This window comes from Streptosporangium sp. NPDC020072 (genome assembly GCF_040631445.1).
In the GTDB taxonomy this organism is placed as follows: domain Bacteria; phylum Actinomycetota; class Actinomycetes; order Streptosporangiales; family Streptosporangiaceae; genus Streptosporangium.
The window spans coordinates 542,029-565,839 of sequence record NZ_JBEYAB010000005.1 but is presented as its reverse complement, the minus strand read 5'-3'; the positions used below and the strand labels follow the sequence as shown (position 1 = coordinate 565,839).

The following is a 23,811-nucleotide window of genomic DNA, read 5'->3' as shown; positions in this document are numbered from 1 at the left end:
CTGCGCGAGCAGGTGGGGTCGGATCTGCTGGTGTGCCTGGGGCATTCGGGGGTGGTGCGGGGGATGGAGCAGGGCCGTCCGTTCGGGCTTGAGGATCTGGAGCCGGAGGTGTCCTCGGGGTTGGAGGTGCTTTTGGCGGCGGTGGACGGCCGGGAGAAGGACTGGGGGCTGTTCGGTCGTCAGGCGGTGGAGTTCCATCTGCGCAACGCGCGGGCCTGGGCGAACCGGGCCACGGGGGAGGATCTCGCGGCGCAGATCGACCCCGAATTCGTCTTCGGGCCCCAGGTCACGGCCGCGGGCTCCCCGGTCTGAGACGCGAGATCGGCGTCAGGGCTTGCGGCCCACGCCGCACACGATCAGTGCCTCCGACGGGTCGTCGTAGAGCGGGAAGTCGTCGGGGCGCCACTCCGGCAGCCAGACGAGTCCCGGCCTGACCAGGTCGAACCCGTCGAACAGTTGCCGGATGTCCGTCCTGGACCGCAGGGTGAGCGGTGAGCTGGCCCGCCGGTAGACCTCCGTGCCCTTCCTCGCGGCCTCCCGGCGAAGGTCGTGGGTCCCGTGGGAGAGGACCAGGTAGCTTCCCGAGGGCAGGGCGTCCCTGAGCGTGGCGATGATGCGCCGGGGGTCGTCGGCCTCGGTGATGAAGTGCATGATGGCCACCAGGAGCAGGGCCACGGGCTTGGAGAAGTCGAGGTGGTCGTGGATCTCGGAGGCGCCGAGGATCTCCTCGGGCCGCCGCAGGTCGCCGGAGACGACCGTGACCTCCCCCTTCGCCCCTCGTAGGAGGGCCCTGGCGTGTGCCAGGACGATCGGGTCGTGGTCGACGTAGGCGACACGGGCCTCCGGGATGATCTCCTGTGCGACCTCGTGGACGTTGCCCTGCGTCGGCAGCCCGGTGCCGATGTCGAGGAACTGCTCGACGCCCTCGTGGGCGAGGAACCTGACGGCTCTGCCGAGGAAGGCGCGGTTCTCCCTGGCGGCGGTGCGGACCTGGGGGACGGAGGCGAGGATCTCCTCGGCGGCGAGGCGGTCGGCGGGGAAGTTGTCCTTCCCGCCGAGGTAGTAGTCGTACAGCCTGGCGACGCTTGGAGTGTTGACGTCGATCCCGCGGTGCGTCCACTCTTCGTCGGCCACGTTCACCCTCCGCCTGGACAGTCGTGAAGATCTCTAGCCTGAGCGTAATGCCCAATGTGTAGCCATAGGCAATATTTTCAGCAGCAAGCATTACCGGACTTGCGTCCGCCGTACCTGGGGAGATGTGGGAGCGCTACCACGATGTCGCCGCAGTGCCGCCGCAGTGCCGCCGCAGTGCCGCCGCAGTGCTGTCGCAGTGCCGTCACGGCGGCGCCGTCGTGGCGGGGCCGCGGAGGTGTCAGGGGGCCGGCCGTACCGGCGCGTGAAAAAGGGGCGGAAGCCCGGGGAAACCCGGGCTTCCGCGCCACGCGGGCCCGCCCGAGGGGGCGGGCGTCGCGCTCCTTGCCAGAGGCCGTGCTTTACACGAAGGCCTCAGTGAGCTCGGTGAGCCGTCTCAGGGACTCAGCGGTGCCAGCCGCCGCCCCAGACGCGGACCCGGACCGAACGGCTGGAGCTGTCCTCAAGCCTGTCGGTGCCCTCGAAGACGGCGCGGTACTCGCCGCTACGGGAGGCACGGGCCTTGGTGCGGAACTGGCCACGCCAGCCGGTGTCGGCCGAGGCGACCCACTTCCAGGCGCTGGAGCCGCGCGAACGGAAGTAGATGCCGACCTCCTCGCCGCGCGCGCCCGCCCAGTAGCGGTGGTTGCGAACCTCAAGACGGCCGGTGAAGTAGACCGAGCGGCCCTTGCGGACCGAGGTGGGGCTGACGCGGAAGCTGCCGACGCGCGTCTCGGTCTTCGCGGCCTGCTCGTGCTTGACGGAGAAGTTGACCTGGTCGGTGAGCTTCTTGCCGTCCCTGTCGTAGGCGTCGGCGATGGCGAGCCAGCGGCCCTCGAAGTCGTCGCTGTCGAAGCGCGTGCTGAAGCGCCACAGGTCGCCGTCGTGGAAGAGCTTGGCCTCGGGCGCCTCCTGGGCGGCGAGGGTGTTGACGGCCGGCCTGAGGCGGAGCTCGACGCGGATCGCCTCCGTCGTGCGGACCTCGACCGTGACGTTCGTGTCGCGGTCCTCGGTGACCACGACGGGGTTGGGGTTCACGCTGTCGATGTGCACGCTGAGGGACGCGCGCTGGGCGGAGGCCGGGCTCGCGCTCAGCAGGAGGGAGCCGCCCAGGGCCGCGGACAGGAGACCGACGGTGATTCGTTTCATGAAGATTTTTTCCTTTTCCCCGTTACCGAAAACGATCAGAGGCGATCGCTTCCACCTCTATAAGACAGGCAGCTGGGTGCAAAAGTTGCTACAAATCTCAAAAAAGCCCGAAGAAAGTTGCCTTCTAGTAACGTTTGCCGGTAAACCCGCAGGTCAGGGCGGTATTGGTAAGTCTCTCCTTTCTTCGACCTCGAAGTAAATCTTGTCCGTTTTGTCCGGAATATGCTTATTTGGGGGGTTTGGCGGTAAGGGAGTGCGGAGCGACGCGAGATCACGGATAGCGTTTCCCTCATGAGCGCCACCATCGTCGCCAAGGAACTCGCCGCCGGGCACGGCGACCGTGAGCTGTTCTCCGGCCTCGACCTGGTCGTCGCCCCCGGCGACGTGGTCGGTCTGGTCGGGGTGAACGGCGCGGGCAAGTCCACGTTGATGCGGATTCTGGCCGGGGCGCTGCCCCCCGAGCACGGATCGGTACGGCTCAGCCCGCCCACCGCCGTGGTCGGCTACCTTCCGCAGGAGCGCGAGCGCAGACAGGGCGAGACGATCGCGGACTTCCTGGCCAGACGCACCGGGGTCGCCCAGGCGCAGCGCGCGCTGGACGCGGCGACCCAGGGACTGGTCGAAGGACACCCCGGAGCAGACGACGACTACGCCGTGAGCCTGGAGCGGTGGCTCACCCTCGGCGGGGCCGACCTGGAGGAGCGCGCGGAGGAGATCGTCGCCGAGGTCGGTCTCGAAGCCGGGCTCGACCGGCCGATGACGGCGCTGTCCGGCGGCCAGGCGGCCAGGGCGGGAATGGCCTCGCTGCTGCTCAGCCGCTACGACGTCTTCCTGCTGGACGAGCCGACCAACGACCTCGACCTGGACGGTCTCGAACGGCTCGAACGCTTCGTGACCGGGCTGCGCTCGGGCACGGTCCTGGTCAGCCACGACCGCGAGTTCCTGGCCAGGACCGTGAACCGGGTCGTCGAGATCGACCTGCCTCAGCGGCGGATCCGCTCCTATGGCGGCGGCTACGAGGCCTACCTCGCCGAACGCGAACTCGACAGGCAGCACGCCCGTGACGAGTACGAGGAGTACGCGAGCACGCTCACCGCACTCAGGCAGCGGGCCGGGATGCAGCGCGCCTGGATGGAGAAGGGCGTCAAGAACGCGCGGCGCAAGGCCCAGGACAACGACAAGGTCGGCCGGAACTTCCGTACCGAGGCGACCGAGAAGCAGGCGGCCAAGGCCAGGCAGACGGAGCGGATGATCGAGCGGCTCGACGAGGTCGAGGAGCCGCGCAAGGAGTGGGAACTGCGGATGCAGATCGCGGTCGCGCCCCGCGCGGGAGCGGTCGTGGCGACGCTGCGGGGCGCGGTGGCCCGGCGCGGCTCCTTCACCCTCGGGCCGGTCGACCTGCAGGTCGGCTGGGCCGAGCGGGTGGCGATCACCGGGGCCAACGGCTCGGGCAAGTCCACGCTGCTGGCCGCCCTCCTCGGGCGGATCCCGCTGGAGGAGGGCGACGCCTCGCTCGGCCCCGGCGTGGTCGTCGGCGAGATCGACCAGGCGCGTGGCCTGTTCCTGGGGGAGGAGCCCCTGGCGGAGGCCTTCGCGGCCGCGGCAGACGGGATGACCCCGGCGGACGTGCGCACGCTGCTGGCCAAGTTCGGCCTGCGCGCGGCCCACGTGCTGCGCACGGGCGCGACCCTGTCACCGGGGGAGCGCACCAGGGCCGCGCTCGCGTTGCTGCAGGCCAGAGGGGTGAACCTGCTCGTCCTCGACGAGCCGACCAACCACCTCGACCTGGCGGCGATCGAACAGCTTGAGTCCGCGCTCGCCTCCTACCCCGGCACGCTCCTGCTGGTCACCCACGACCGCCGGATGCTCGGCGCCGTGCACACCACCCGGCATCTGCACGTCGCCGGGGGACAGGTGACCGAGCGCTGAGAGCCGCTCACTTCGACAGGTAGACGACCTTCCAGGTGCCGCCGCTGACGCAGTTGAGCGAGGGCTTGGCGGCCTTGGCCTCGGAGCAGACCTTGGCCTCGATCTCGTAGACGTTCCTGCCGGTGAACGTGAAGGACTTGGGCGTGCCGTAGGAGCAGTTGCGGACACCGTGCTGCTTGAAGGGCAGGTTCCCGCCCGAGGTCCGGTAGGTGACGCGGAAGATCACCCAGCCGCAGGAGGAGCCCCTGGTCAGGTCGTGGACCTTGCCGGAGACACGGGCCGTGGCCGCGGCCGGGATGTCCGCGTGGTCCTCACCGGAGACCGTCAGGGAGCCCGCGGCCCGCGCCCGGTGCCCGGCGGAGTCGTAGGGGCCCCACGGGGAGGAGGCCTTCTGGGAGGCGGCGCTCGCGGCGGCGGGAGCGGCGAGAAGAGCGGTGGCGGTGAGGGCGGCGGCGGCGAGACCGGCGACGGTCCTGACGATCGTCATCGGGATGATCCTTTCCTGCGGTGGTGCCCGTAGTCTGCGCCGGGTCGCTTTCAGACGGGTTGACCGCCCGCTGCAAGCGAGTATCAGGGACATGCCGGGGGCAGGAGCCCGGGACAGGAGGAGGTCGTCATGGAGACGCTGGGAATCGACATCGGCGGGTCGGGCATCAAGGGTGCCCCGGTGGACGTCGCCAGGGGCGAGCTGACCCAGGAGCGGTTGCGGATACCGACCCCGATCCCGTCCAAGCCGAAGGCGGTCGCCGAGGTGGTCGCGGAGATCGTCGCGCACTTCGGCTGGACCGGGCAGGTGGGGGTCACCTTTCCCGGGGTCGTGATCGACGGCGTCGCGCGCACCGCAGCGAACGTGGACCACGAGTGGATCGGCACGGACGCGCGGGCGCTGTTCGCCGGGATGACGGGCCTGCCGACGGTGGTGCTCAACGACGCCGACGCGGCGGGCGTGGCCGAGGTGGCGGTCGGCGCCGCCAGGGGAGAGGGCGGCGTGGTGCTGATGCTGACCTTCGGCACCGGAATCGGCAGCGCGTTGTTCGTCGACGGCCACCTGGTGCCGAACACCGAACTCGGGCATCTGGAGATCAGGGGCAAGGAGGCGGAGAAGCGGGCCTCCGACCACGCCAGGGAGGAGGACGAGCTGAGCTGGAGCAAGTGGGCGGGACGGGTCGAGGAGTACCTGCGCCACGTCGAGGCGCTGTTCTCGCCCTCGCTCATCGTGATCGGAGGCGGGGTCAGCAAGAAGGCCGACAAGTTCCTGCCGCTGGTCAAGGTGAAAACCCGCGTCGTTCCCGCGACCCTGCAGAACGAGGCGGGCATCGTGGGGGCCGCCATGGCCGCGGCTTTGCCGTAAGGCCCTTGTGTCATATGCCGGAAAGGCCGCGAAGATTTGGATCTTCCTTTGACGGACACGCCCTCTGACCTGGGTAGGTAGCGAGAGTTGGCAAGATCGCACCTGCTGGGGGAGACGTGTTGCAGTCGACTGGCGTGCTGGCTCGCTGGGCGGTGGTCGCCGGGGTGGCCGCCCTCGCTGTCGCCGGAGCGGCGGGGACGGCCGTCGCGGACGGGGTGGGCGGCGAGGAGGTACGGCTGTCGCCCTACCGATCCGGACCGGGGGCGGACCTCAGGATCACGGCGTACGACTGTCAAGGGCCCGCCTACGCCCGCTCGGACGCCTTCCAGAACGAGCCCGAGCTGGAGGAGGACGACTCGGGCGTCGCCGTCGGCTGGGCGCAGGTCGACTACGGCGCCCAGAGCGGCCCGCACACCGTCGAGGTGGACTGCCGGGGCGACGGCGGCACCCTCTACGGCGAGTTCTACGTCGTCGACGGGTACGCCCACCGCGCCGTGGGCGGCCTGGCCCTGGCCAGGGGGGCGGCACGGGCGGCCGAGGGCTGGCAGACGGTCCCCCGGCACCGCGAGCCCGGGTTCACCCCGGGCTGGGAGACGGGCGTGGCCGCGGTGCTCGTGGGCGCGGGGGCGCTGGCGCTGCTGCGGCGGCGCGGCCCGGCCGGACGGGGCTGAGGCCGTACCGCGGCGGGAGCGGGCGCGATATTGGAGTGCGGCGGGAGGCGGCCTGGGGCACGATGGGCCGTTGGCCCGTGACCCACGAGCCGAACGTATTCTGGTCGCAGTATGGGAACGCCTCCGTTGACATCTCCACTCGCCGAACTCCAGGCACGTCTGCCCGAGCTCACGCTGCGTGACCAGCGACGGCTACGGCGCAGGCTCGACGGCGCGCGCCGGGTCAGGAACCGCGCGGCGCAGCAGAAGATCGCCGCGGAGATCACCTCCGACATCGAGCGGGCGGAACGCCGGGTCGCCGACCGCCGCGCCGCGGTGCCCGTGGTCACCTACCCCGAGGCGCTTCCGGTCAGCCAGCGCAGGGACGACATCCTGGCGGCGATCCGCGACAACCAGGTCGTGATCGTGGCCGGTGAGACGGGTTCCGGCAAGACGACCCAGCTGCCGAAGATCTGCCTTGAGCTCGGCCGGGGCGTCCGGGGTCTCATCGGGCACACCCAGCCCCGCAGGATCGCCGCCAGGACCGTGGCCGAGCGCGTCGCGGAGGAGCTGGAGACGCAGCTCGGCGAGGCCGTCGGCTACAAGGTGCGCTTCACCGACCAGGTCGGCGAGGACACCCTCGTCAAGGTGATGACCGACGGCATCCTGCTGGCCGAGCTGCAGACCGACCGCGACCTCGCCCAGTACGACACGCTGATCATCGACGAGGCCCACGAGCGCAGCCTCAACATCGACTTCATCCTGGGCTACCTCAAGCAGCTGCTGCCCAGGCGCCCCGACCTCAAGGTCGTCATCACCTCCGCGACCATCGACCCCGAGCGCTTCTCCAGGCACTTCGGCGGCGCGCCCATCATCGAGGTCTCCGGACGCACCTACCCCGTCGAGGTCCGTTACCGCCCTCTCGGCGAGGACGACGACCAGATCCAGGCCATCGGCAACGCGGTGGACGAGCTGTGCGCCGAGGGCCCCGGCGACATCCTGGTCTTCCTGAGCGGAGAGCGTGAGATCCGCGACACCGCCGACGCGCTGTCCAAACGCAAGGACGCCGAGGTGCTGCCGCTGTACGCCAGACTGTCGGCGGCCGAGCAGCACCGGGTGTTCCAGCGGCACTCAGGGCGCCGGATCGTGCTGGCGACCAACGTGGCCGAGACCTCGCTGACCGTGCCGGGCATCAAGTACGTCGTCGACCCCGGCTTCGCCCGCATCTCCCGCTACAGCCACCGCACCAAGGTGCAGCGCCTGCCGATCGAGGCGATCTCCCAGGCCTCGGCCAACCAGCGCAAGGGACGTTGCGGCCGTGTCTCGGAGGGCGTGTGCATCCGGCTCTACGAGGAGGACGACTTCCTCACCAGGCCGGAGTTCACCGACCCGGAGATCCTGCGCACCAACCTCGCCTCCGTCATCCTGCAGATGACCTCCATCGGCCTGGGCGACATCGCGGCCTTCCCGTTCGTCGAGCCGCCGGACCAGCGCCAGGTCAAGGACGGCTACGACCTGCTGCTCGAACTCGGCGCCTTCGACCAGGCCAGGCAGATGACCCCGCTGGGCCGCAAGCTCGCCGGTCTGCCGGTCGATCCCCGCCTGGCACGCATGGTGATCGAGGCCGACCGCAACGGCTGCGTCCGCGAGGTCATGGTCATCGCCGCCGCGCTGTCCATCCAGGACCCCAGGGAACGGCCCGCGGACAAGCAGCAGGCGGCCGACGAGAAGCACCGCCGCTTCGCCGACAAGGAGTCGGACTTCATCTCCTACCTGAACCTGTGGAACCACCTGCAGGAACAGCAGCGGGAGCTGTCGTCGAGCGCCTTCCGGCGGTTGTGCAAGAGCGACTTCCTGAACTACCTGCGCGTGCGCGAGTGGCAGGACGTCTACAGCCAGCTCCGCCAGATGTCGAGGTCGCTCGGCGTCACGCAGAACGAGGTCCCCGGCGACGAGCAGAAGATCCACATCTCGCTGCTGTCCGGCCTGCTGTCCCACGTCGGCGTCAAGGACATCGACAGGAAGACCACCAACGACGGTCCTCGCAGGCCCATCACCGAGTATGTCGGCGCGCGCAACGCCCGCTTCGCGATCTTCCCCGGCTCGGCGCTGGCCAAGAAGCAGCCGCTGTGGGTGATGTCGGCCGAGCTGGTCGAGACCTCCAGACTCTGGGCCAGGGTCAACGCCAAGATCGAGCCGGAGTGGGTCGAACCGCTCGCCCCGCACCTGATCAAGCGCACCTACTCCGAGCCGCACTGGGAGAAGAACCAGGGCGCGGTGATGGCCTACGAGAAGGTCACCCTGTACGGCGTGCCGATCGTGGTGCAACGCAAGGTCAACTACGGCCGCATCGACCCGGAGCTGAGCCGGGAGCTGTTCATCAGGCACGCCCTGGTCGAAGGCGACTGGGAGACCCACCACGCCTTCTTCAAGGAGAACCGCAAACTCCTTGAGGAGGTCGAGGAGCTTGAGGAGCGGGCCCGGCGCCGCGACATCCTCGTGGACGACGAGACGCTGTTCGACTTCTACGACCAGCGCGTCCCCGCCGACGTCGTCTCCGGGCGCCACTTCGACGTCTGGTGGAAGAAGACCAGGGGCGACCAGCCCGACCTGCTGAGCTTCGAGAAGTCGATGCTGATCAGCGAGGCGGCGGGCGAGGTCAGTCAGCGCGACTACCCCGACGTGTGGCGCCAGGGCGGCCTGCGCTTCCCGCTGACCTACCAGTTCGAGCCCGGGACCGACGCCGACGGCGTCACCGCGCACATCCCGCTCTCGCTGCTCAACCAGGTCAACGTCGAGGGCTTCGACTGGCAGATCCCCGGCCTGCGCGAGGAGCTGCTCACCGCGCTGATCCGCAGCCTGCCGAAGCACATCCGCCGCAACTTCGTGCCCGCCCCCAACTACGCCAAGCAGGTGCTCCAGCGGGCCAGGCCGACCCAGGAGCCGCTGCTGGCGGTGCTGGAGCGGGAACTGCTCAACCTGACCGGGATCCAGGTGCCCAGGGAGGCCTGGCAGCCCGACCTGGTCCCGGAGCACCTGAAGATCACCTTCCGGGTGATCGACGGCCGCAAGCACAAGCTGGCCGAGAGCAAGGACCTGGCCGAGCTGAAACGGCGGCTCGCCCCCAAGCTCCGTCAGACCCTCTCGAAGGCGGCCGACGGCCTGGAACGTTCGGGCCTGACCGCCTGGAGTGTGGGGGAGCTGCCCAAGACGTTCGAGCAGCGCAGGATGAAGGCCTACCCCGCACTGGCCGACGAGGGCGCGACCGTGGCCGTGCGGATGTTCGAGACCGAGGTCGAGCAGCGCAGGGCCATGTGGGAGGGCACCCGCAGGCTGCTGCTGCTCAACACCCCGTCCCCGGTCAAATGGGTGCTCGGCCGCCTGGACAACCAGGCGAAGCTCGCACTCAGCCGCAGCCCGCACGCGGGCGCCGTCGCGCTGTTCGACGACTGCGTCGCCTGCGCCGTCGACGAGCTGATGACGAGGTCCGGCGGGCCCGTCTGGGACGGCCCCGCCTTCACCGCCCTGCACGACAAGGTCCGCGCCGAGCTGTTCGACACCACGGCCGAGGTGGTCGACCGGGTCAGGGACATCCTGGCCGTCTGGCACACGGTCGTCACCCTGCTGCCCCAGGGCGCCTCGACCCCGGCCGTGGAGGACATCCGCGACCAGGTGGACGACCTCGTCCACGACGGGTTCGTCACCGAGACCGGCTACCGGCGCCTGCCCGACCTGCTGCGTTATCTCAGGGGGGCACAGCGCCGCCTGGAGAAGATGCCGGACGACCGTTTCCGCGACGAGGAGCGCATGCACCGGGTCCACGACATCGAGGACGAGTACCACGAGCTGGTGGAGAAGCTTCCCCCCGCCCGCCGTACCGGTGACGACGTCCGGCAGATCCGGTGGATGATCCAGGAGCTGAGGGTCAGCTACTTCGCCCAGACCCTCGGCACGCCGTACTCGATCTCCGACAAGCGCATCCGCAAGGCGATGGAGAAGCTGTGAGCAGCTGATTGATCTTCTTTGTTTCGTGGTGCATTCATGATCGCTTCATGAGTCGTACTCGCTTTGCGCTCTACATTGCTCCCCGAAAGGCCGGATTGTCTGGCTATTTTTCCTGAGGAGCATTGTGAAACCGATTGTGCGTAAGGTCTTAGCGATCATGCTTGCCATGTCGGCGGCCGTGGTCTCCGCCGTCGTGGTCTCCGCCACGCCCGCCCTGGCGGACCGCCCGCCGGCGCGGATCGCCGAGGACTGCGCCAACGCGAGGCCCGCGATGCAGGGCGACTACCTGTATTGGGTCCCCGACTGCCGGGTCGATGTGATCTCCGGCACGGAGACGTACGCCGCTCCCAAGGTCGTGGGCCAGGTGGCTCTCGCCTGCAACTCCAGCGGGGGAAGTACGACCGTCAACGCCTCAAGCACCACCTCGACCTCTTTCTCCTTCGGCCTCGACATCGGCGGCAAGCGCAAGTTCGGTGACCTTGAGGGGCAGGTCGGCGCCAAGCTCGGCTGGACCTGGAGCTGGTCCCAGAGCCGGGGCTGGGCCGTCAGCGTGCGCATCCCCGGCTGGTCCGTCGGCTGGATCGAGAGCAGGGACGCGGTGCGCAAGCTGGTCGTGAACATCAAGGCCGACTACGACGACGGCCGTGGCTTCGCCGAGAAGGCCAAGGACCAGGTCATCTACGCCCCGAACCCGAACAAGGACAACCTCTGGGTGCTGCGCAGCAGGCCGCTGACCGACTGGGAGATCAAGAACCGTTGCGGCAACGGCCTCGCCGCCGGCACCGGGCTCAAGGTCACCTCCGTTCCCACCTCCGAGGCCCCGGTCGCCGCCGAGGTCTCGGCGCAGGCGGCCACCTACGGCCCCGACTTCCGCTTCTGGACCAAGAGCCAGGGCCGGCTGCTCAGCACCTACAGCTTCAAGTGCATGACCGTGCACAACGGCGCCTCCGCCGACGGGACCAGGATCGTGCAGAACGACTGCAAGCCCGACCGGCCCAAGGAGCAGCTCTGGGAGACCGTGAAGCGCCCCGACGGCCCGGTCCCCTACGTCATGTACAAGAACTCCAAGACGAAGAAGTGCCTCGACGTCAGTGGGAACGAGCAGGCGGACGGGCTGCCCCTTGAGCTGTACACCTGTGTGCCCACGGCGCCGGTGCAGAGCTGGCTGACCGAGTCCGTCACGGCCGGGCTGCCGCCCTTCTACGAGGGCCAGCCCGCCTTCTTCCTCAGGAACAAGAAGACCGCCAAGTGCGGGTCCCTGGACTTCTACAACGGCCTGGAGGTCGAGGGCAGCCGGCTGATGCAGTACCCCTGCCACCGCTGACCGGCGAGTCCTGATCCGGGGCGGGCGTACGGCGGGCGGGGCGCCGGGGCCCGTTCCCGGGACGGAAAGTAGGATCGGGGCCGATCGAAGGGGGAGGGCCGTGGTCAAGGCGGTGGTGTTCGACGTGGGGGAGACCCTCATCGACGAGACGCGGATCTGGTCGCGCTGGGCCGACCGGCTGGGGGTCACCCGCTTCACCATGCTCGGCGTGCTGGGCGGGATGGCCGCGCTCGGCAGATCCTTCGAGGACGCCTTCCAGCTCCTGAGGCCCGGCTTCGACCTTGAGAAGGAGCAGGAGGCCTGGCGGCGGGACGACCCGGACGGGCTGCGGGTCAACTTCGACGCCGACGACCTCTACCCGGACGTACGGCCCGGCCTGGCCGCGCTGCGCGATCTCGGCTACGAGCTGGTCGTCGCGGGCAACCAGCCGCCGCAGGCCTACGACGCGCTGGTCGCGATGGACCTTCCGGTCGACTCCATCCACACCTCCGACGGCTGGGGGGTGGCCAAGCCGGAGCCGGCGTTCTTCGCCAGAGTGGGGGAGGTCTGCGGCCGTGAGCCGGAGGAGATCCTCTACGTGGGCGACCGGCTCGACAACGACGTCCTGCCCGCCCGTACGGCGGGCATGCGCACGGCGCTGATCCGCCGGGGTCCGTGGGGCCACCTGCACGCGCTGAGCCCCGAGGCGGCCCTGGCCGACCACGTGGTCGACGGCTTCCCCGAGCTGGTCGAAGCCCTCTCCTGAGTCCGGGCTCCTTTCCCCGGGTCTGGGCCGGGTCAGTCCGGCTCGATGTGGATCGCGCGTTCCTCGGCCGACAGGTCGCCGCTGTCGGGGCCGACGTCGGTCGCGTACTCCTCCGAGGTCTCGTCGGGACCGATCCCCTCGTCCGGCGCCACGAGGCGGTCCTCCGGGCGCGGGACGTGCTGACGGTCGGGCGCCTCACGCCAGAGCCGCTCGTCGAGGGTGTCGCGGTGCTCGGGGTCGTCCGGGGTGATCTCGTGCTCGAAGCCGAGGTCGTCGGTCCACTCCTCGACCTCGTTGGCCTGCTCGTCGCTCAGACCTTCACGGTCCGGAGGCATCTCACTCATACTCCCGCCCTACCCGTTTTGGGAGGTGAAACCCCGAATGTCGCATGTCTGAAACTGTACCGGTCGGCCGGTATGGTTACGGGCATGCCACGACCGAGTTCGAAGGAACGGCTGCTCGACGCCGCAGCCGAGGTGTTGCTCACCGAGGGGGCCGAGTCGCTGACCCTGGAGGCCGTCGCGCGCCGCGCCGGGGTCTCCAAGGGCGGGCTGTTCTACCACTTCCCCACCAAACAGGCCCTGGTCGCCGGGATGGTCGAGCGCCTGGTCGGCGCCTTCGACGCGGCGCTGGCCGGCGCGGGAGAACGCCCCGGCGACGCCCTGCGCGCCTACGTCACCGCGACGATCCCCGAGGCTCCGGAGCCCGCCGGGGGCCTGCCCGCCGACCGGGTCACCGCCGCCCTGCTCGCCGGGGTGCTCGTCGATCCGGCGGGTCTGGCGCCGCTGCGCGAGCGCTACGCGGCCTGGCAGCGCAGGCTCGTCGAGGACGGGGTCGATCCCGCCGTCGCCACCCTCGTGCGCCTGGCCGTCGACGGCTGGTGGGCGGCCCGGCTGCTCGGCCTGGCCGTACCCGAGGCGGGGCTGCACGAGCGGGTCCGCGGACACCTCATGGAGATGATCGACGGGGTGGTCGACAGTGGCCGGTAAGGGTTTCGCCGTGACCAAGAGGCTGATGTTGCTCACCGACGTGGGCTTCCTGGTCTACTTCTCGGTCACGGGCCTGGGGCTCATCCCGGCCGCCTGGGCCTTCGCCGACTACACCGAGCCGCTGATGGTCTCCTGGAACTGGTCGTTCCTCTGGATCGACCTGCTCGCGAGCGCGACCGGCCTGCTCAGCCTCCACCTGCTGCGCCGGGGGGCGCCCGAGGCGGAACGGCTGATGCTCGTCTCCCTGGTCCTGACCTCGGCCTCGGGGCTCATGGCCGTCGCCTTCTGGACGCTGCGCGGGGACTTCTCCCTCGCCTGGTGGATCCCCAACCTCTATCTGCTGCTGTTCCCGATGCCCGCGATCGTCCGCCTCGTCAGGCCGGCGGGCCATATGTATCAAGGTTGACTTATATAAGCGACTGTCGATACTTTTTTCTCGTGCACGCGTTCGATGTGCTGGGTGACCCGGTGCGCCGCAGGATCCTGGAGCTGCTCGCCGACGGCGAGATGACCTCGGGTGCGGTGTGCGCGGTCATCCAGCGGGAATTCGAGATCTCACAGCCCGCCGTTTCCCAGCACCTCAGGGTGCTGCGGGACAGCGGCTTCGCGGACGTGCGTCCCGAGGGGACCCGCCGCTTCTACACCGTGCGGCACGAACCCCTGCGGGACCTGGACGCCTGGCTCGGCCGTTTCCGCGCCTTCTGGGCTCCGCGCCTGGACGCCCTGGCCACCGAGCTGGCCCGGGGCAGGCGCGAGCGGCGCCTGGCCGGACAGGAGCCTCCCGCGAACCCGGCGGAGCCGGAGTCCCCGGCTCCCGACGACAGGAGCAGTTCATGATCGAGACGACCCACCAGATCAACGCCGTACGGCGTCGCGTCGGCACCCGGGTGCTCGACGAGGGCGAGGCCCGGGTCACCGTCATCAGTCAGACCTACGACGCCTCCGTCGAGGATGTCTGGGACGCCTGCACCAACCCCGAGCGCATCCCCCGGTGGTTCATGCCCGTCTCGGGCGACCTGCGGCTGAAGGGCCGCTACCAGCTCGAAGGCAACGCGGGCGGCGTGATCGAGACGTGTGACCCGCCCAACGGCTTCACCGCGACCTGGGAGTTCGGCGGGGGGATGAGCTGGATCGAGGTCAGTCTCGACGCCGAGTCCGACGGCCGGACGCGCTTCACCCTGGAGCACATCGCGCACGTCGACGACGAGCGCTGGGCCGAGTTCGGTCCCGGGGCGGTCGGTGTCGGCTGGGACCTGGCGTTCGTCGGCCTGGCCCTGCACCTGTCGTCCGGGCAGGCCGTCGACCCGGGGGAGGGCGTGGCGTGGACGCTCTCCGAGGAGGGCAGGCGGTTCATCGAGCTCAGCAGCCAGGGGTGGCGCGAGGCGAGCGTCGCGGCGGGCACCGACGAGGCCGAGGCGCGAGCGGCCGAGAGCCGTACCACCGCCTTCTACGCGCCCCCGCAGTGAAATATCCGTTATAACCCTCTGGTCCGAAAGCTCCCGTTACGATGAGCGGCTACTGATCGTTCACAGTGGGGGGATACACGGTGGGGCTCAGGTTGTTGTGCGTGCACGCGCATCCGGACGACGAGGCGATCTGGACCGGGGGGACCCTGGCGAGATACGCCGACGAGGGCGCCACGACCGCCGTCGTCACGTGCACCGGGGCGGACGCGCCCCAGAGGGTCGAGGAGCTCGAACGCTCCCTGGAGATCCTCGGCGCGGGAAAGCCGAGGCTGCTGGGCTACACGGGCCTGGCGAACGGCACCCCGCGCTTCCGTCAGGCGCCGTTCGACGAGGCCGTGGGGCGGGTCGTCGAGCACATCAGGGAGTTCAGGCCCGACATCGTGATCACCTACGACGGATACGGCGCCTACGGTCACCCCGAGCACGTCCACGCGCACCGGGTGACCGTGGCCGCGGTCGAGGCGGCGGGGTACGACCAGCTCTACCGGGACGCGGGTACGCCGTGGCGGCCCCGCGCCCTCTACCTGGCGACCCTCCCGCGCTCCGTCGTGATCGCGCAGTGGCAGGCGGTGTTCGGCACGCCCCCCGAACCGGGCCAGACGTTGCCGGGCGTTCCCGACGAGGAGATCACCACCCGCCTCGACGTCGGGCCGTGGGCCGAACGCAAGCTGGCGGCCATGCGCGCGCACGACTCCGAGGTCAAGCGGGGCGGGTCGCTGACCATGCTCCTGTCCCTGCCCGACGACATGCTGGCGCTCGGCCTGAACAACGAGTGGTACCGCCGCCTGTCCTACGACGGCCCCCAGGAGAGCGCCCTGTCGGCGGACTGACGGCTCAGGTCAGCCAGACGAGGTCGGAGCCCAGGCGCCTGGCGGCGCTGTCGGCGCTTCGCCACCTGCCGTAACCCTGGACGACGCCGACGGTGGCCGCCGTACCGCACGGCAGTTGGAGACCGTAGGCGATCACCTCGGTCGCTCCTTCGTCGATCTCCTGGACCAGTGCGAACGCGCGTACCCCGAAACCGACGTCCCCGGCGGGGGGGTGGGGGACAATCGAGGGGTCGGAACCAGTGGAGTGCTCCATCACGGAGTGCTTCCTTTCGACGTCGGAGGCCGGGACGGGCTGCCCTTCAAGCAGAGCCCGTCCCGGCCTTTCCCTTTTCTTCGCTCTGCCGTGAGTCCGTTCGACTGACGGAGAGCTTCCCGGTGATGTATTCAGCGTGACCTTGTCATTACCGTGTGTATAGTTACACGCACGGGGATCGCTCGACAAGTTGTCCAGCATCTTTGTTTGGAAAGCCCCTTGTGTTGCGTGGATATGCCCGGAAAGGTGGGTTATGGCTGCCGTGAAATGGGTCACGTTGCGTTCCCAATGGCTCGGTCAGCAACTGCGGGAGCTACGTGAGGCCAATGGCCTGATTCTCAAGGACGCCGCCGAATACCTGCAGCGCGACCCCGCGACCGTCAGTCGTTTCGAGACGGGCGGCTACCCCATCCGCCGCCCCGACCTGCTCGCCCTCCTCGACCTGTACGGCGTCGCCGACCCCAGGCGTCGTGAGGAGTTCATCAGGCTCAGCCAGGAGGTCTGGAAGAAGGGCTGGTGGGACGGCTACGCCGGAGAGGTGACTGGGGCGTTCGTAGACTTCGTCTGGCTGGAGTCCCGGTCACTGGAGATCCGAGGCTTCGACAGCATGATCCTGCCCGGTCTGTTCCAGACTTCGCGGTATGCACGGGTGGTGATCTCGACGGTCGAGCGCGGCGCGGCCGAGACGCAGATCGACCGCTGGATCGATTTTCGTATGGGGCGTCAGAAGATTCTCGACGGAGACAACCCGCCGCGTTTCATGTCGATCATCGACGAGTCGGTGCTGCGCCGCGAAGTCGGCGGCAGGGAATGCCAGGCGGAACAGCTCTGCCATCTCGCCGACCAGGCAGCCAGGCCGAATGTGGAGATTCGCGTCCTGCCGCTCAGTGCGGGAGCGCATTCCTGCTCTACGGGCGCGTTCCGGATTTTCACCCTGGGAGAGGGGTTTCCTGGGGTCGGCTATGCCGAAACGCCGAAGGGAGCTATCTACGTAGAATCGCCGGATAGTGAGAGCTTTGTGCGGATGTACGAGGAGACGCTGAAGCTCACGCTCAGCCCCAAGGAGTCAGTTGAATTCATCATCGCGACAGCGGAAGATTTGTCGCGGTAGGCGAGTGGAAGGTAGGGCATGTCCAGCTCTGAGGACCTGGCCCGGGTGGCCTGGCACATCAGCACGAAGAGCGACAACATGGGCGGAAGCTGCGTCGAGGCGGGGCCGTTGCTGGATGGGAGCGGGCGGGTGGCCGTGCGGCACAGTCATCGGCCCGACGGTGAGGTGATCGTCTACTCGCGGGGTGAGTGGGAGGCGTTCATCGGCGGCGTCAAGGACGGCGAGTTCGACTTCCCCGCCTAGGACTTTCCCGCCTGGAACGAAGACGGGCCGTCCTGGTTGGGACGGCCCTCTCGTGACGGTTCAGGCGACGGGCAGGCGGCCGTAGTGGTCGTCGAGACGGGTGCGGTACGCGGGCGCCCGGTAGGTGTTCTCGTCGAACTCCGGCGCCCCCTCGATCTCCTCCTTGGTGAGGGCGAGGTGGACGCTGCGGGCGTGCGGGTCGATCCGGGTGACGGCGGCGGCGGGCAGCAGGACCCTCCTGCCGAAGCTCCAGAAGCCGACGTCCACGACCACGAAGCTGTCCCCGGCCACGTTGCTCTCCTCGTCGACGGTGCCGATCACCCCGTCGACGGCCTCGACGTCGAAGCCGATCACACTCAGGCTCTCGTCCTCGAAGACACCGGCACGGTAGGTCCACAGGCTCTCGACGGTCATGTCCGCCCCTCCTCACCGATCATGGGTTGCGCAGGAGACAGGGCTACCCGCGATGACCGGGATAAACGGGCTCGGAGAGCGTTTTCCGATCAGGCGGGCGTCAGGGCGGCGTCACGCCGTACGAGGGCGGCGTAGTGGCCGCCGGCGGCCAGCAGTTCCTCGTGGGTGCCCCGCTCGGCGACGCGTCCGTGGTCGAGGACCACGATCTGGTCCGCGTCGCGGACGGTCGAAAGGCGGTGGGCGATGGTGATCGTCGTACGGCCCCGCGACAGGGCGTCCAGGGCCTCCTGGACGGCGCGCTCGGTGCGGGTGTCCAGGGCGCTGGTCGCCTCGTCGAGGATCAGTACGGGCGGGTCGCGCAGCAGCGTGCGGGCGATGGCCAGGCGCTGCTTCTCGCCCCCGGAGAAGCGGTGGCCGCGCTCGCCGACGACCGTCTCGTAGCCGTCGGGCAGCGACATGATGTGGTCGTGGATGCGGGCGGCGCGCGCCGCCTCGGCCAGTTCCTCGTCGGTCGCCGACGGCTTGGCGAAGCGGAGGTTGTCGGCGATCGAGGAGTGGAAGAGGTAGGTCTCCTGGGAGACCACGCCGACGACCTCGGCCAGCGTCTCGAAGCTCAGTTCCCGCACGTCCACGCCGTCCACGGTCACCCTGCCGCCGGTCACGTCGTACAGCCGGGGCGGCAGGTAGCTCAGCGTCGTCTTGCCCGAGCCGGTCTCGCCGACCACGGCCAGGGTCGTGCCCGCGGGCACGGTGATGTCCACGTCCGACAACGTCGGGGTGACCTCGGCGCCGGAGCCGGGGGCGGCGTAGGAGAAGTCCACGCGCTCGAAGCGCACCTCGCCGCGCACGTCCTTCAGCGTCCCGGTCCCGGGGGTGATGTCCACGGGCAGGTCGAGATACTCGAAGACACGGCCGAACAGCGCCAGGGAGCTCTGCACGTCCACGCCGAGCCGCAGCAGTGAAACGGCGGGCCGGAACAGGCTCATCTGCAGGGTGGTGAAGGCGACGACCGTGCCGATGGAGACCGTCGAGGCCAGCCCGGCGGCCAGGTAGATCACCGCGGGCATCGCCGACAGGACGATCTGGATGGTCGACTGCCGCCAGCGCCCGGCCATGCTGGAGCGGACCCCCAGGGTGGCCAGTTCGTCGGAGGCGGTGGTGAACCGGCCGGTCAGCTCGGGAGACTGGCCCATCGTGCGGCCGAGCAGGATGCCGCTGACCGACAGTGACTCCTGGACCATCGAGGAGAGGGCGGCCAGTTTGCGCTGCCGCTCCGAGGAGATCTTCCTGCGCTCCCGGCCGACCTTGCGGCTGATCCACACGAAGACCGGCATCAGCAGGAGTGAGACGAGGGTCAGCCGCCAGTCGAGCGCGACCATGGCGATGATCGTCGCGATCACGGTGGTCAGGTTGGAGACGATCGAGGCGGTGGTCGAGGTGACCACCGACTGCATGCCGCCGATGTCGTTGGCGATGCGTGACTGCACCTCGCCGGTGCGGGTCCTGGTGAAGAAGGCCAGGGACATGCGCTGCAGGTGCGCGTAGACGCCGGTGCGCAGGTCGTGCATGACGCGCTGGCCGACGGTGTTCGACATCAGGGTCTGTACGACGTCGAGGACGCTGGTGGCGACGGCGACCGTGATCATGCCGAGCACCAGCAGCACCAGCAGACCGGTCCTGTGGTTGGGGATGGCGTCGTCGAGCACCTCGCGCAGCATGAACGGCGAGGCGAGCGAGACGACCGAGGACAGGGCGATGAGGGCGCCGACCACGGCCAGGCGGCCCCGGTAGGGGCGGAACAGGGTGACGATGCGCCGCAGCGGCGCGCGGGGTTCGTCGGCCATGTCGGGTTCTTCGGTGGAAAGGGGGTCTTTGGTTCGTTCGGGCATGCAACCTCTTTCTGATGTTAGCTCAAACAGAGGTTAGCTCATATTCACCATCGGGGACAATGAGATAAGTTCATGGGGTGGAGACGGAACTGGCCGAACTGCTGCGAGGAGTCGGCCGTCGGCTGCGCCGGGGGTACGGCGCGCGGTTCGGCCCGCTGGGCCTGACACCGGGACAGGTGCGGGCGCTGTGGGTGATCGCCGAGGCCGAGCCGCCGCTCAGGATGGTGCAGCTCGCCGACACACTCAAGATCGTGCCGCGCTCGGTGACCCCGGTCGTGGACGCGCTTGAGGAGATGGGCCTGGTGCGGCGCGAGGTCGATCCGGCCAACCGCAGATCGACCCTCCTGACGCTCACACCGGAGGGCAGGGTCCGTCACGAGCAGGTCCGCGAGGCGCGCAGGCAGGCGGCGGAGGAGTTGTTCTCGGTCCTCACCCCTGAGCAGCAGGAGCAGCTCAGGGAGCTGCTGAGCCTGGTGGAGAGCCGTCCGGCCTGAGGCCGTGGTCCGGTGTCGTCACCGGATAGGATCAAGGAAGTCGTCCGTCCCGCGGCCAGGAACCGCCGTCGCCGGATCGGTGGGAGTCAAGAAAAGGCGTTCGGCGAGGAGGCCGGTCCCATGCGGCATGTCAGCGACGTGTGCCGGTCGCCGGGTTCGTAGATCACCGTGGCACTGCAACCGCCGCCCGAACTCGCCGCCGTCCTCAACCTTGTCGGGTCCTGGCCGGTGGCCGACGAGGACAGGCTCTACGCGTCCGGACAGCGGTGGATCGCGTTCGCGACGACGACGAGCCGTAACTCCTCGGCCGCCGACGCGTACGTCGCCAGGACCACGTTCCGCAACGACGGCGACGACATCGAGGCGTTCGACCAGGACTGGCGGGACACCTCGGACCGGTCCGGCGACGCGATCGCCGCCGCCATGCTCATCGGCTCCGCACAGCAGATCTCTGCCATGGCCGTGCTCGCCACGAAGGTGTCGCTGATCGCCGTCGCCGTACGGCTCGCGCAGAACCTGTACCGGCTCGCCGCGGCCTCGGGGCCCACGGCCGGGGTCTCCCTGACGGCCGTGCCCGCCCTCGTGGGCGGCGCCCGCCTGGCCGTACGGCAGATCATCCGTAAAGTGGTCGAGCTGCTTGAACGGAGCGCGCTCCGCCTCTTCAAACGGGCCTCCACGCTCCTGCGGAAGCCGGCCGAGCGGGCAGGGGCCGTGCCGCCCCTGCCGCCGAAGCGCCCGCAGCGTCCGCCCACGCCTCCGCGCGGCCCGGACAACTACCTGGAGGCCGCGGCCGACAAGAGCGTCGACGTCAAGAAGATCACCCCCTATCCGATATGGCGCAGGGATCGCGAGCCGCTCTACCGGGCCGACAACAGGTCACCGGAGGAGGTGTTCGAGCAGGGATTCCACCCCCGGGACCCGTCCATGACCGACCTGGACGACTACGTGCACAGAGGGGCCGACTCCGCCTTCGTGGGGACCAGCACGCGCCGGGACATCGACAACGTCCTGCCCCGCCGTTACACCTACGAGGTGGACGCCCCCGGCGGGATCGACGCCAACCGCACCTTCTCCACGGGCAGCGCCCGCCTGCACCACGAGCAGGAGATCGCCTTTCCCGGCGGCGTGCACCGGCGCTACGTCTCCGGTGCCTGGCCGGAAGGGGTGCCGAAGACGCCGGAGAACTTCATCCCCAATCCCCACTTCGATCCCTATCCCGGCTACTCTCAGGCATGATCAGGAGGATTTGAGTGAACGATGTCCCGCCGCCCCCGCCGCTCACCGACGAGCTGAGGGCCCAGGCGCGGCGCAGTCCCGGGACGTGGCTGTACGCGATCGACCCCTTCTTCGATCCCGGCGGCGAGGTGCCGCCGTACGGTGTCGTCGGCGCGTGGCGGGCCGACGAGCGGGGTGAGATCACCGGGGAGTTCCGCCACAATCCGAACTACCGGCCCTCTCCGGTGGCGCTCGGCTATCCCGAGCCGTCCGACCCCCTGGACGCGGCCGTCCAGCTCAGCGCGACCGGCTACGAAACGGGGGAGAGGATCGTCCCCCTGCTCAGGGAGGCCGAGGTGATCGTGGCCGCCGGTCGCGACGGAGGCGTTCCGGTGTTCGACACGGGTGAGGGCCGGGCGGTGTTCGCCTACACGGCCCACACCCACCTGCCCGGCGAGTTCCCGGAGGGCGCGACGGGCTGGCAGCCGATCCGCGGCGGGGACCTGGTCGCGTTGCTGCCGGTGGACGTCGGTGTCGCGATCAATCCCTCGGGGCCGGCCGGCGTGATACTGCCCCCCGCCGACCTGCGTCGCTGACGCCTCCCGGGCTGGCGGCCGCGGCGTTCAGGAGGCGTTCAGACGGCCCGCGTGATCCGGTCGACCTCCTCCTCGCTCCGCTGCTCCGCCGAGCGGTAGCTCACGGCCATGAACTCGGCGCCGTCGCCCGTCGTCACGTGACGCTCCGCCAGCGACTCGTAGACCTCCAGCGCGTGCCGGGTCACCGCGTGATAGGCCGCGCCGACCATGCTGCCCATCATGTCCTCCCCCCAGGGGTCGCCCTCTCCCTCAAGGTAGGCGCGCAGGGCCCGGACCTCCTCCAACTGGCTCGTGCCGGTGCCGGAGAGCCCCGTGCCCGTGCTCCGGAGGTCCGCGTGCGAGACGTCCACCCCGTGGTCCGCGGTCATCGCTCCTCCAGGCGCCGTACGGTGGACTCGATCCCCGAGGCGAACTCGTCCAGGCGGCGCGTCACATCGGCGTGAACGCCCTCAAGGCTCTCGGCGAGCCTTCCGGGGTCCGGGATCGCCGCGGGGTCCAGGCCGGGAATGTTCGCGCGGAGGTCGTCGAGGGCCGCGTTCACCGCGGTGAGGATCTCCCGCGCGAGGTCCTCGGAGGCCATCCGCATGACCCGCGGATTGAGGTTCAGCGCGGCCAGCCGCCCGTCGGGGCCGACCAGGACGCTCACCTGGCCGTCCGCCGCCCGGCCACTGCCCTGAAGCGGGTCTCCCTGGTTCTCCGGCGAGGAGAGGGACCGGATGCTCTCCGCAAGCATGTCGTCGAAGCGCTTCCCGTTCTGGTGCACGTTGATCGCTCTCGGTAGGGAGGAGAAGCCTGACACCGGGAAGCCTACGCGGGCGCACGCCCCGGACCCGGGATCAGGCCAGACGTCTCGTGCCCTCCGCGCCTTCCGTCCCCTCGGTGAGACGCCAGCGGGGACGGCCGCCGACGAAGGTGGCCACGCAGCGGCCCGCCCCCTGACCGAGCAGGGCGGTGTAGGCCGTGCGGGCGCTCGCCTCGACCGCGAAGACGGAGAAGTCGGCGCGGCTCCCCTGGTCGAGGCAGCCGATGCGGTGCGGGCCGTTGGCCATGCCGAGCGCCCTGGCCCCGCCCGTGGTCGCCGCCTCGACGAGGATCCGGGCCAGCTCCTCCCGGCGTGCCATGGGGGCCTCGCGCAGCAGCGCCCTGGCCAGGGTCAGCGGGTCGCCGCCGGTCCTGGTGCCGAAGGCGATCGCCTCGTCGCCGCCGAGCAGCCCTTCGGCGGCGAAGGGGGAGGAGATGGCCACCGCCGTACCCCTGACCCGCAGGAGTTTGCGGTCGGCCTCGTCGAGCGGCATGGAGATCGCGACATGGCAGCCGGGTCCCAGCGCCCCGACCTCGTCGAGGAAGATCAGCGGATGGCGGCCGAGCTCGATGTGCAGGCGCAGGCCGAACGTCCGCGACAGGATGGCCAGGTCCTCCATGACGACCGGGTCGGGGGAGTGGGCGGCGATGCCGACGGTCCCCGGGTGGTCGACCTCGCGGATGGCGGTGATCAGCCGGTCGCGTCCCTCACGCTCCCAGGTGCCCTCGTCCGGGCAGTGTGTCTCCAGGTAGGTGATGCCGCCCATGCCGGTCGCGCCGAAGGCGGAGGCGGAGTCCAGGTCGTTCGCGACACCGGCGACCGCGGTGACGCCGTGGGCGAAGGCGGGGCCGTAGGCGCGGTCGAGTCTGAGATGGGCGTCGACCAGACCGGGGACGATCATGCCCGGCCAGCGGGTGGGGGCGACGCCGGGGAAGGCGCTCTCGATCTCTCCGCGCGGTCCGGCTCGCAGCACACGGTTTCCCCTGACCACGACGGCGCCGTCCTCCACGGGAGGCCGGCAGAGCGGCAGGACGAGTGGCGCGGTGTGGATGGCGACCGCCGGAAGCGCACGCGCACCGGCGACGTGGCCGGCGGGCGTGGGCATAGGCACTCCTGGGTGTTTGTCCCTTTAAGAGAGATTAAGTCTAGCGACCTGATGATCTCAAACGGCCGCGCCGACGAAGTGTGGGAGATTATCTTCCTACACCTGACAGACGACCTTCCT

The 23,811-nt window shown here is 69.6% G+C and carries 26 protein-coding genes and 1 pseudogene; 17 read left to right on the top strand and 10 right to left on the bottom strand.

Annotated elements, in window-relative coordinates; all coding sequences use genetic code 11:
- Window positions 1-312, top strand: a pseudogene (locus tag ABZ470_RS15015) (ATP-binding protein); the annotation flags it as partial.
- Window positions 313-327: 15 nt separating this feature from the next.
- On the opposite strand, the gene ABZ470_RS15010 reads toward ABZ470_RS15015, so the two are convergent.
- Window positions 328-1,134 carry an SAM-dependent methyltransferase gene (locus ABZ470_RS15010; RefSeq protein WP_362911692.1) on the bottom strand — a complete coding sequence of 269 codons (807 nt, stop codon included), beginning with the start codon at window positions 1,132-1,134 and terminating at the stop codon, window positions 328-330.
- A gap of 402 nt (window positions 1,135-1,536) precedes the next feature.
- Window positions 1,537-2,280, bottom strand: coding sequence for a hypothetical protein (locus tag ABZ470_RS15005; protein ID WP_352016474.1), 744 nt, complete (start codon window positions 2,278-2,280; stop codon window positions 1,537-1,539).
- A gap of 291 nt (window positions 2,281-2,571) precedes the next feature.
- On the opposite strand from ABZ470_RS15005, the gene ABZ470_RS15000 reads away from it, so the two are divergent.
- Window positions 2,572-4,209 carry an ABC-F family ATP-binding cassette domain-containing protein gene (locus ABZ470_RS15000; RefSeq protein ID WP_362911691.1) on the top strand — a complete coding sequence of 546 codons (1,638 nt, stop codon included), beginning with the start codon at window positions 2,572-2,574 and terminating at the stop codon, window positions 4,207-4,209.
- A 7-nt stretch (window positions 4,210-4,216) separates the two neighbouring features.
- Here the strand turns inward: ABZ470_RS15000 and ABZ470_RS14995 are convergent, their stop codons facing one another.
- Window positions 4,217-4,696, bottom strand: a complete 480-nt coding sequence (locus ABZ470_RS14995) for a hypothetical protein (RefSeq protein WP_352016472.1) — start codon at window positions 4,694-4,696, stop codon at window positions 4,217-4,219.
- A 129-nt stretch (window positions 4,697-4,825) separates the two neighbouring features.
- Here ABZ470_RS14995 and ppgK point away from each other — a divergent pair, with 129 nt between their 5' ends.
- From ppgK to ABZ470_RS14970, 5 genes are all read left to right on the top strand, one after another.
- Window positions 4,826-5,560 (top strand): polyphosphate--glucose phosphotransferase, encoded by a 735-nt coding sequence (ppgK, locus tag ABZ470_RS14990; RefSeq protein WP_362911690.1) that lies wholly within the window; start codon window positions 4,826-4,828, stop codon window positions 5,558-5,560.
- A gap of 116 nt (window positions 5,561-5,676) precedes the next feature.
- Entirely contained in the window at window positions 5,677-6,231 is a 555-nt protein-coding gene (locus ABZ470_RS14985; RefSeq protein WP_352016470.1) for a hypothetical protein, read from the top strand.
- A gap of 111 nt (window positions 6,232-6,342) precedes the next feature.
- Window positions 6,343-10,215, top strand: coding sequence for an ATP-dependent RNA helicase HrpA (gene hrpA, locus ABZ470_RS14980; protein WP_362911688.1), 3,873 nt, complete (start codon window positions 6,343-6,345; stop codon window positions 10,213-10,215).
- 157 nt (window positions 10,216-10,372) lie between these two features.
- Entirely contained in the window at window positions 10,373-11,539 is a 1,167-nt protein-coding gene (locus ABZ470_RS14975; RefSeq protein ID WP_362911687.1) for an RICIN domain-containing protein, read from the top strand.
- 100 nt (window positions 11,540-11,639) lie between these two features.
- A complete protein-coding gene (locus ABZ470_RS14970) occupies window positions 11,640-12,284 on the top strand; it encodes an HAD family hydrolase (protein WP_362911686.1) in 645 nt (214 codons plus the stop codon).
- 32 nt (window positions 12,285-12,316) lie between these two features.
- On the opposite strand, the gene ABZ470_RS14965 is transcribed toward ABZ470_RS14970, so the two are convergent.
- Window positions 12,317-12,619 (bottom strand): DUF5709 domain-containing protein, encoded by a 303-nt coding sequence (locus tag ABZ470_RS14965; protein ID WP_362911685.1) that lies wholly within the window; start codon window positions 12,617-12,619, stop codon window positions 12,317-12,319.
- A 93-nt stretch (window positions 12,620-12,712) separates the two neighbouring features.
- On the opposite strand from ABZ470_RS14965, the gene ABZ470_RS14960 reads away from it, so the two are divergent.
- From ABZ470_RS14960 to ABZ470_RS14940, 5 genes are all read left to right on the top strand, one after another.
- Window positions 12,713-13,273, top strand: coding sequence for a TetR/AcrR family transcriptional regulator (locus tag ABZ470_RS14960; protein ID WP_362784833.1), 561 nt, complete (start codon window positions 12,713-12,715; stop codon window positions 13,271-13,273).
- 10 nt (window positions 13,274-13,283) lie between these two features.
- Window positions 13,284-13,679, top strand: a complete 396-nt coding sequence (locus tag ABZ470_RS14955) for a DUF5360 family protein (protein ID WP_362911684.1) — start codon at window positions 13,284-13,286, stop codon at window positions 13,677-13,679.
- A gap of 32 nt (window positions 13,680-13,711) precedes the next feature.
- Window positions 13,712-14,110: a metalloregulator ArsR/SmtB family transcription factor gene (locus tag ABZ470_RS14950; protein ID WP_352016463.1), complete on the top strand. Its 399-nt coding sequence runs from the start codon at window positions 13,712-13,714 to the stop codon at window positions 14,108-14,110.
- Window positions 14,107-14,739, top strand: coding sequence for an SRPBCC family protein (locus tag ABZ470_RS14945; protein ID WP_352016462.1), 633 nt, complete (start codon window positions 14,107-14,109; stop codon window positions 14,737-14,739). Before ABZ470_RS14950 ends, ABZ470_RS14945 begins: the two co-directional genes overlap by 4 nt.
- Before the next feature lie 101 nt (window positions 14,740-14,840).
- Window positions 14,841-15,569 (top strand): PIG-L family deacetylase, encoded by a 729-nt coding sequence (locus tag ABZ470_RS14940; protein WP_352016461.1) that lies wholly within the window; start codon window positions 14,841-14,843, stop codon window positions 15,567-15,569.
- Between the two features lie 4 nt (window positions 15,570-15,573).
- Here ABZ470_RS14940 and ABZ470_RS14935 read toward each other — a convergent pair whose 3' ends face one another.
- Window positions 15,574-15,822 carry a hypothetical protein gene (locus ABZ470_RS14935; RefSeq protein WP_362911683.1) on the bottom strand — a complete coding sequence of 83 codons (249 nt, stop codon included), beginning with the start codon at window positions 15,820-15,822 and terminating at the stop codon, window positions 15,574-15,576.
- 253 nt (window positions 15,823-16,075) lie between these two features.
- Between ABZ470_RS14935 and ABZ470_RS14930 the strand changes: the two genes are divergently transcribed.
- Together ABZ470_RS14930 and ABZ470_RS14925 are read left to right on the top strand one after the other, a co-directional pair.
- On the top strand, window positions 16,076-16,933 hold the full coding sequence (locus ABZ470_RS14930; RefSeq protein ID WP_362911682.1) for a helix-turn-helix transcriptional regulator: 858 nt from the start codon (window positions 16,076-16,078) through the stop codon (window positions 16,931-16,933).
- An 18-nt stretch (window positions 16,934-16,951) separates the two neighbouring features.
- On the top strand, window positions 16,952-17,176 hold the full coding sequence (locus ABZ470_RS14925; protein ID WP_352016458.1) for a DUF397 domain-containing protein: 225 nt from the start codon (window positions 16,952-16,954) through the stop codon (window positions 17,174-17,176).
- Between the two features lie 60 nt (window positions 17,177-17,236).
- Here ABZ470_RS14925 and ABZ470_RS14920 read toward each other — a convergent pair whose 3' ends face one another.
- Complete coding sequence (locus tag ABZ470_RS14920) at window positions 17,237-17,590, bottom strand: PRC-barrel domain containing protein (protein ID WP_362911681.1); 354 nt, start codon at window positions 17,588-17,590, stop codon at window positions 17,237-17,239.
- 89 nt (window positions 17,591-17,679) lie between these two features.
- Window positions 17,680-19,434, bottom strand: coding sequence for an ABC transporter ATP-binding protein (locus ABZ470_RS14915; protein WP_362911680.1), 1,755 nt, complete (start codon window positions 19,432-19,434; stop codon window positions 17,680-17,682).
- Window positions 19,435-19,556: 122 nt separating this feature from the next.
- Between ABZ470_RS14915 and ABZ470_RS14910 the strand changes: the two genes are divergently transcribed.
- The 3 genes from ABZ470_RS14910 (at window position 19,557) to ABZ470_RS14900 (ending at window position 21,784) form a co-directional block, all read left to right on the top strand.
- A complete protein-coding gene (locus ABZ470_RS14910; protein ID WP_352016453.1) occupies window positions 19,557-19,973 on the top strand; it encodes a MarR family transcriptional regulator in 417 nt (138 codons plus the stop codon).
- Between the two features lie 168 nt (window positions 19,974-20,141).
- On the top strand, window positions 20,142-21,209 hold the full coding sequence (locus ABZ470_RS14905; RefSeq protein ID WP_352016452.1) for a hypothetical protein: 1,068 nt from the start codon (window positions 20,142-20,144) through the stop codon (window positions 21,207-21,209).
- A 14-nt stretch (window positions 21,210-21,223) separates the two neighbouring features.
- Window positions 21,224-21,784 (top strand): type VII secretion system-associated protein, encoded by a 561-nt coding sequence (locus ABZ470_RS14900; protein ID WP_362911679.1) that lies wholly within the window; start codon window positions 21,224-21,226, stop codon window positions 21,782-21,784.
- A gap of 38 nt (window positions 21,785-21,822) precedes the next feature.
- Here the strand turns inward: ABZ470_RS14900 and ABZ470_RS14895 are convergent, their stop codons facing one another.
- The 3 genes from ABZ470_RS14895 to ABZ470_RS14885 form a co-directional block, all read right to left on the bottom strand.
- Window positions 21,823-22,152, bottom strand: a complete 330-nt coding sequence (locus tag ABZ470_RS14895; protein WP_352016450.1) for a hypothetical protein — start codon at window positions 22,150-22,152, stop codon at window positions 21,823-21,825.
- Window positions 22,149-22,547 carry a YbaB/EbfC family nucleoid-associated protein gene (locus ABZ470_RS14890; RefSeq protein WP_362911678.1) on the bottom strand — a complete coding sequence of 133 codons (399 nt, stop codon included), beginning with the start codon at window positions 22,545-22,547 and terminating at the stop codon, window positions 22,149-22,151. The genes ABZ470_RS14895 and ABZ470_RS14890 overlap by 4 nt, the downstream gene beginning before the upstream one ends.
- 73 nt (window positions 22,548-22,620) lie before the next feature.
- Window positions 22,621-23,691 (bottom strand): hypothetical protein, encoded by a 1,071-nt coding sequence (locus tag ABZ470_RS14885; RefSeq protein ID WP_362911677.1) that lies wholly within the window; start codon window positions 23,689-23,691, stop codon window positions 22,621-22,623.
- Window positions 23,692-23,811 lie beyond the last annotated feature (120 nt).

Excerpts from the sequence above, each read along its gene's own strand:
- ABZ470_RS14965 (WP_362911685.1), bottom strand. The coding sequence starts at position 12,619 with ATGCCTCCGGACCGTGAAGGTCTGAGCGACGAGCAGGCCAACGAGGTC.
- ABZ470_RS14975 (WP_362911687.1), top strand. The coding sequence starts at position 10,373 with ATGCTTGCCATGTCGGCGGCCGTGGTCTCCGCCGTCGTGGTCTCCGCC.
- ABZ470_RS14930 (WP_362911682.1), top strand. The coding sequence starts at position 16,076 with ATGGCTGCCGTGAAATGGGTCACGTTGCGTTCCCAATGGCTCGGTCAG.
- ABZ470_RS14925 (WP_352016458.1), top strand. The coding sequence starts at position 16,952 with ATGTCCAGCTCTGAGGACCTGGCCCGGGTGGCCTGGCACATCAGCACG.
- ABZ470_RS15000 (WP_362911691.1), top strand. The coding sequence starts at position 2,572 with ATGAGCGCCACCATCGTCGCCAAGGAACTCGCCGCCGGGCACGGCGAC.
- ABZ470_RS14960 (WP_362784833.1), top strand. The coding sequence starts at position 12,713 with ATGCCACGACCGAGTTCGAAGGAACGGCTGCTCGACGCCGCAGCCGAG.
- ABZ470_RS15005 (WP_352016474.1), bottom strand. The coding sequence starts at position 2,280 with ATGAAACGAATCACCGTCGGTCTCCTGTCCGCGGCCCTGGGCGGCTCC.
- ABZ470_RS14885 (WP_362911677.1), bottom strand. The coding sequence starts at position 23,691 with ATGCCCACGCCCGCCGGCCACGTCGCCGGTGCGCGTGCGCTTCCGGCG.
- ABZ470_RS14895 (WP_352016450.1), bottom strand. The coding sequence starts at position 22,152 with ATGACCGCGGACCACGGGGTGGACGTCTCGCACGCGGACCTCCGGAGC.
- ABZ470_RS14995 (WP_352016472.1), bottom strand. The coding sequence starts at position 4,696 with ATGACGATCGTCAGGACCGTCGCCGGTCTCGCCGCCGCCGCCCTCACC.
- ABZ470_RS14945 (WP_352016462.1), top strand. The coding sequence starts at position 14,107 with ATGATCGAGACGACCCACCAGATCAACGCCGTACGGCGTCGCGTCGGC.
- ABZ470_RS14920 (WP_362911681.1), bottom strand. The coding sequence starts at position 17,590 with ATGACCGTCGAGAGCCTGTGGACCTACCGTGCCGGTGTCTTCGAGGAC.
- hrpA (WP_362911688.1), top strand. The coding sequence starts at position 6,343 with ATGGGAACGCCTCCGTTGACATCTCCACTCGCCGAACTCCAGGCACGT.
- ABZ470_RS14935 (WP_362911683.1), bottom strand. The coding sequence starts at position 15,822 with ATGGAGCACTCCACTGGTTCCGACCCCTCGATTGTCCCCCACCCCCCC.
- ppgK (WP_362911690.1), top strand. The coding sequence starts at position 4,826 with ATGGAGACGCTGGGAATCGACATCGGCGGGTCGGGCATCAAGGGTGCC.
- ABZ470_RS14915 (WP_362911680.1), bottom strand. The coding sequence starts at position 19,434 with ATGGCCGACGAACCCCGCGCGCCGCTGCGGCGCATCGTCACCCTGTTC.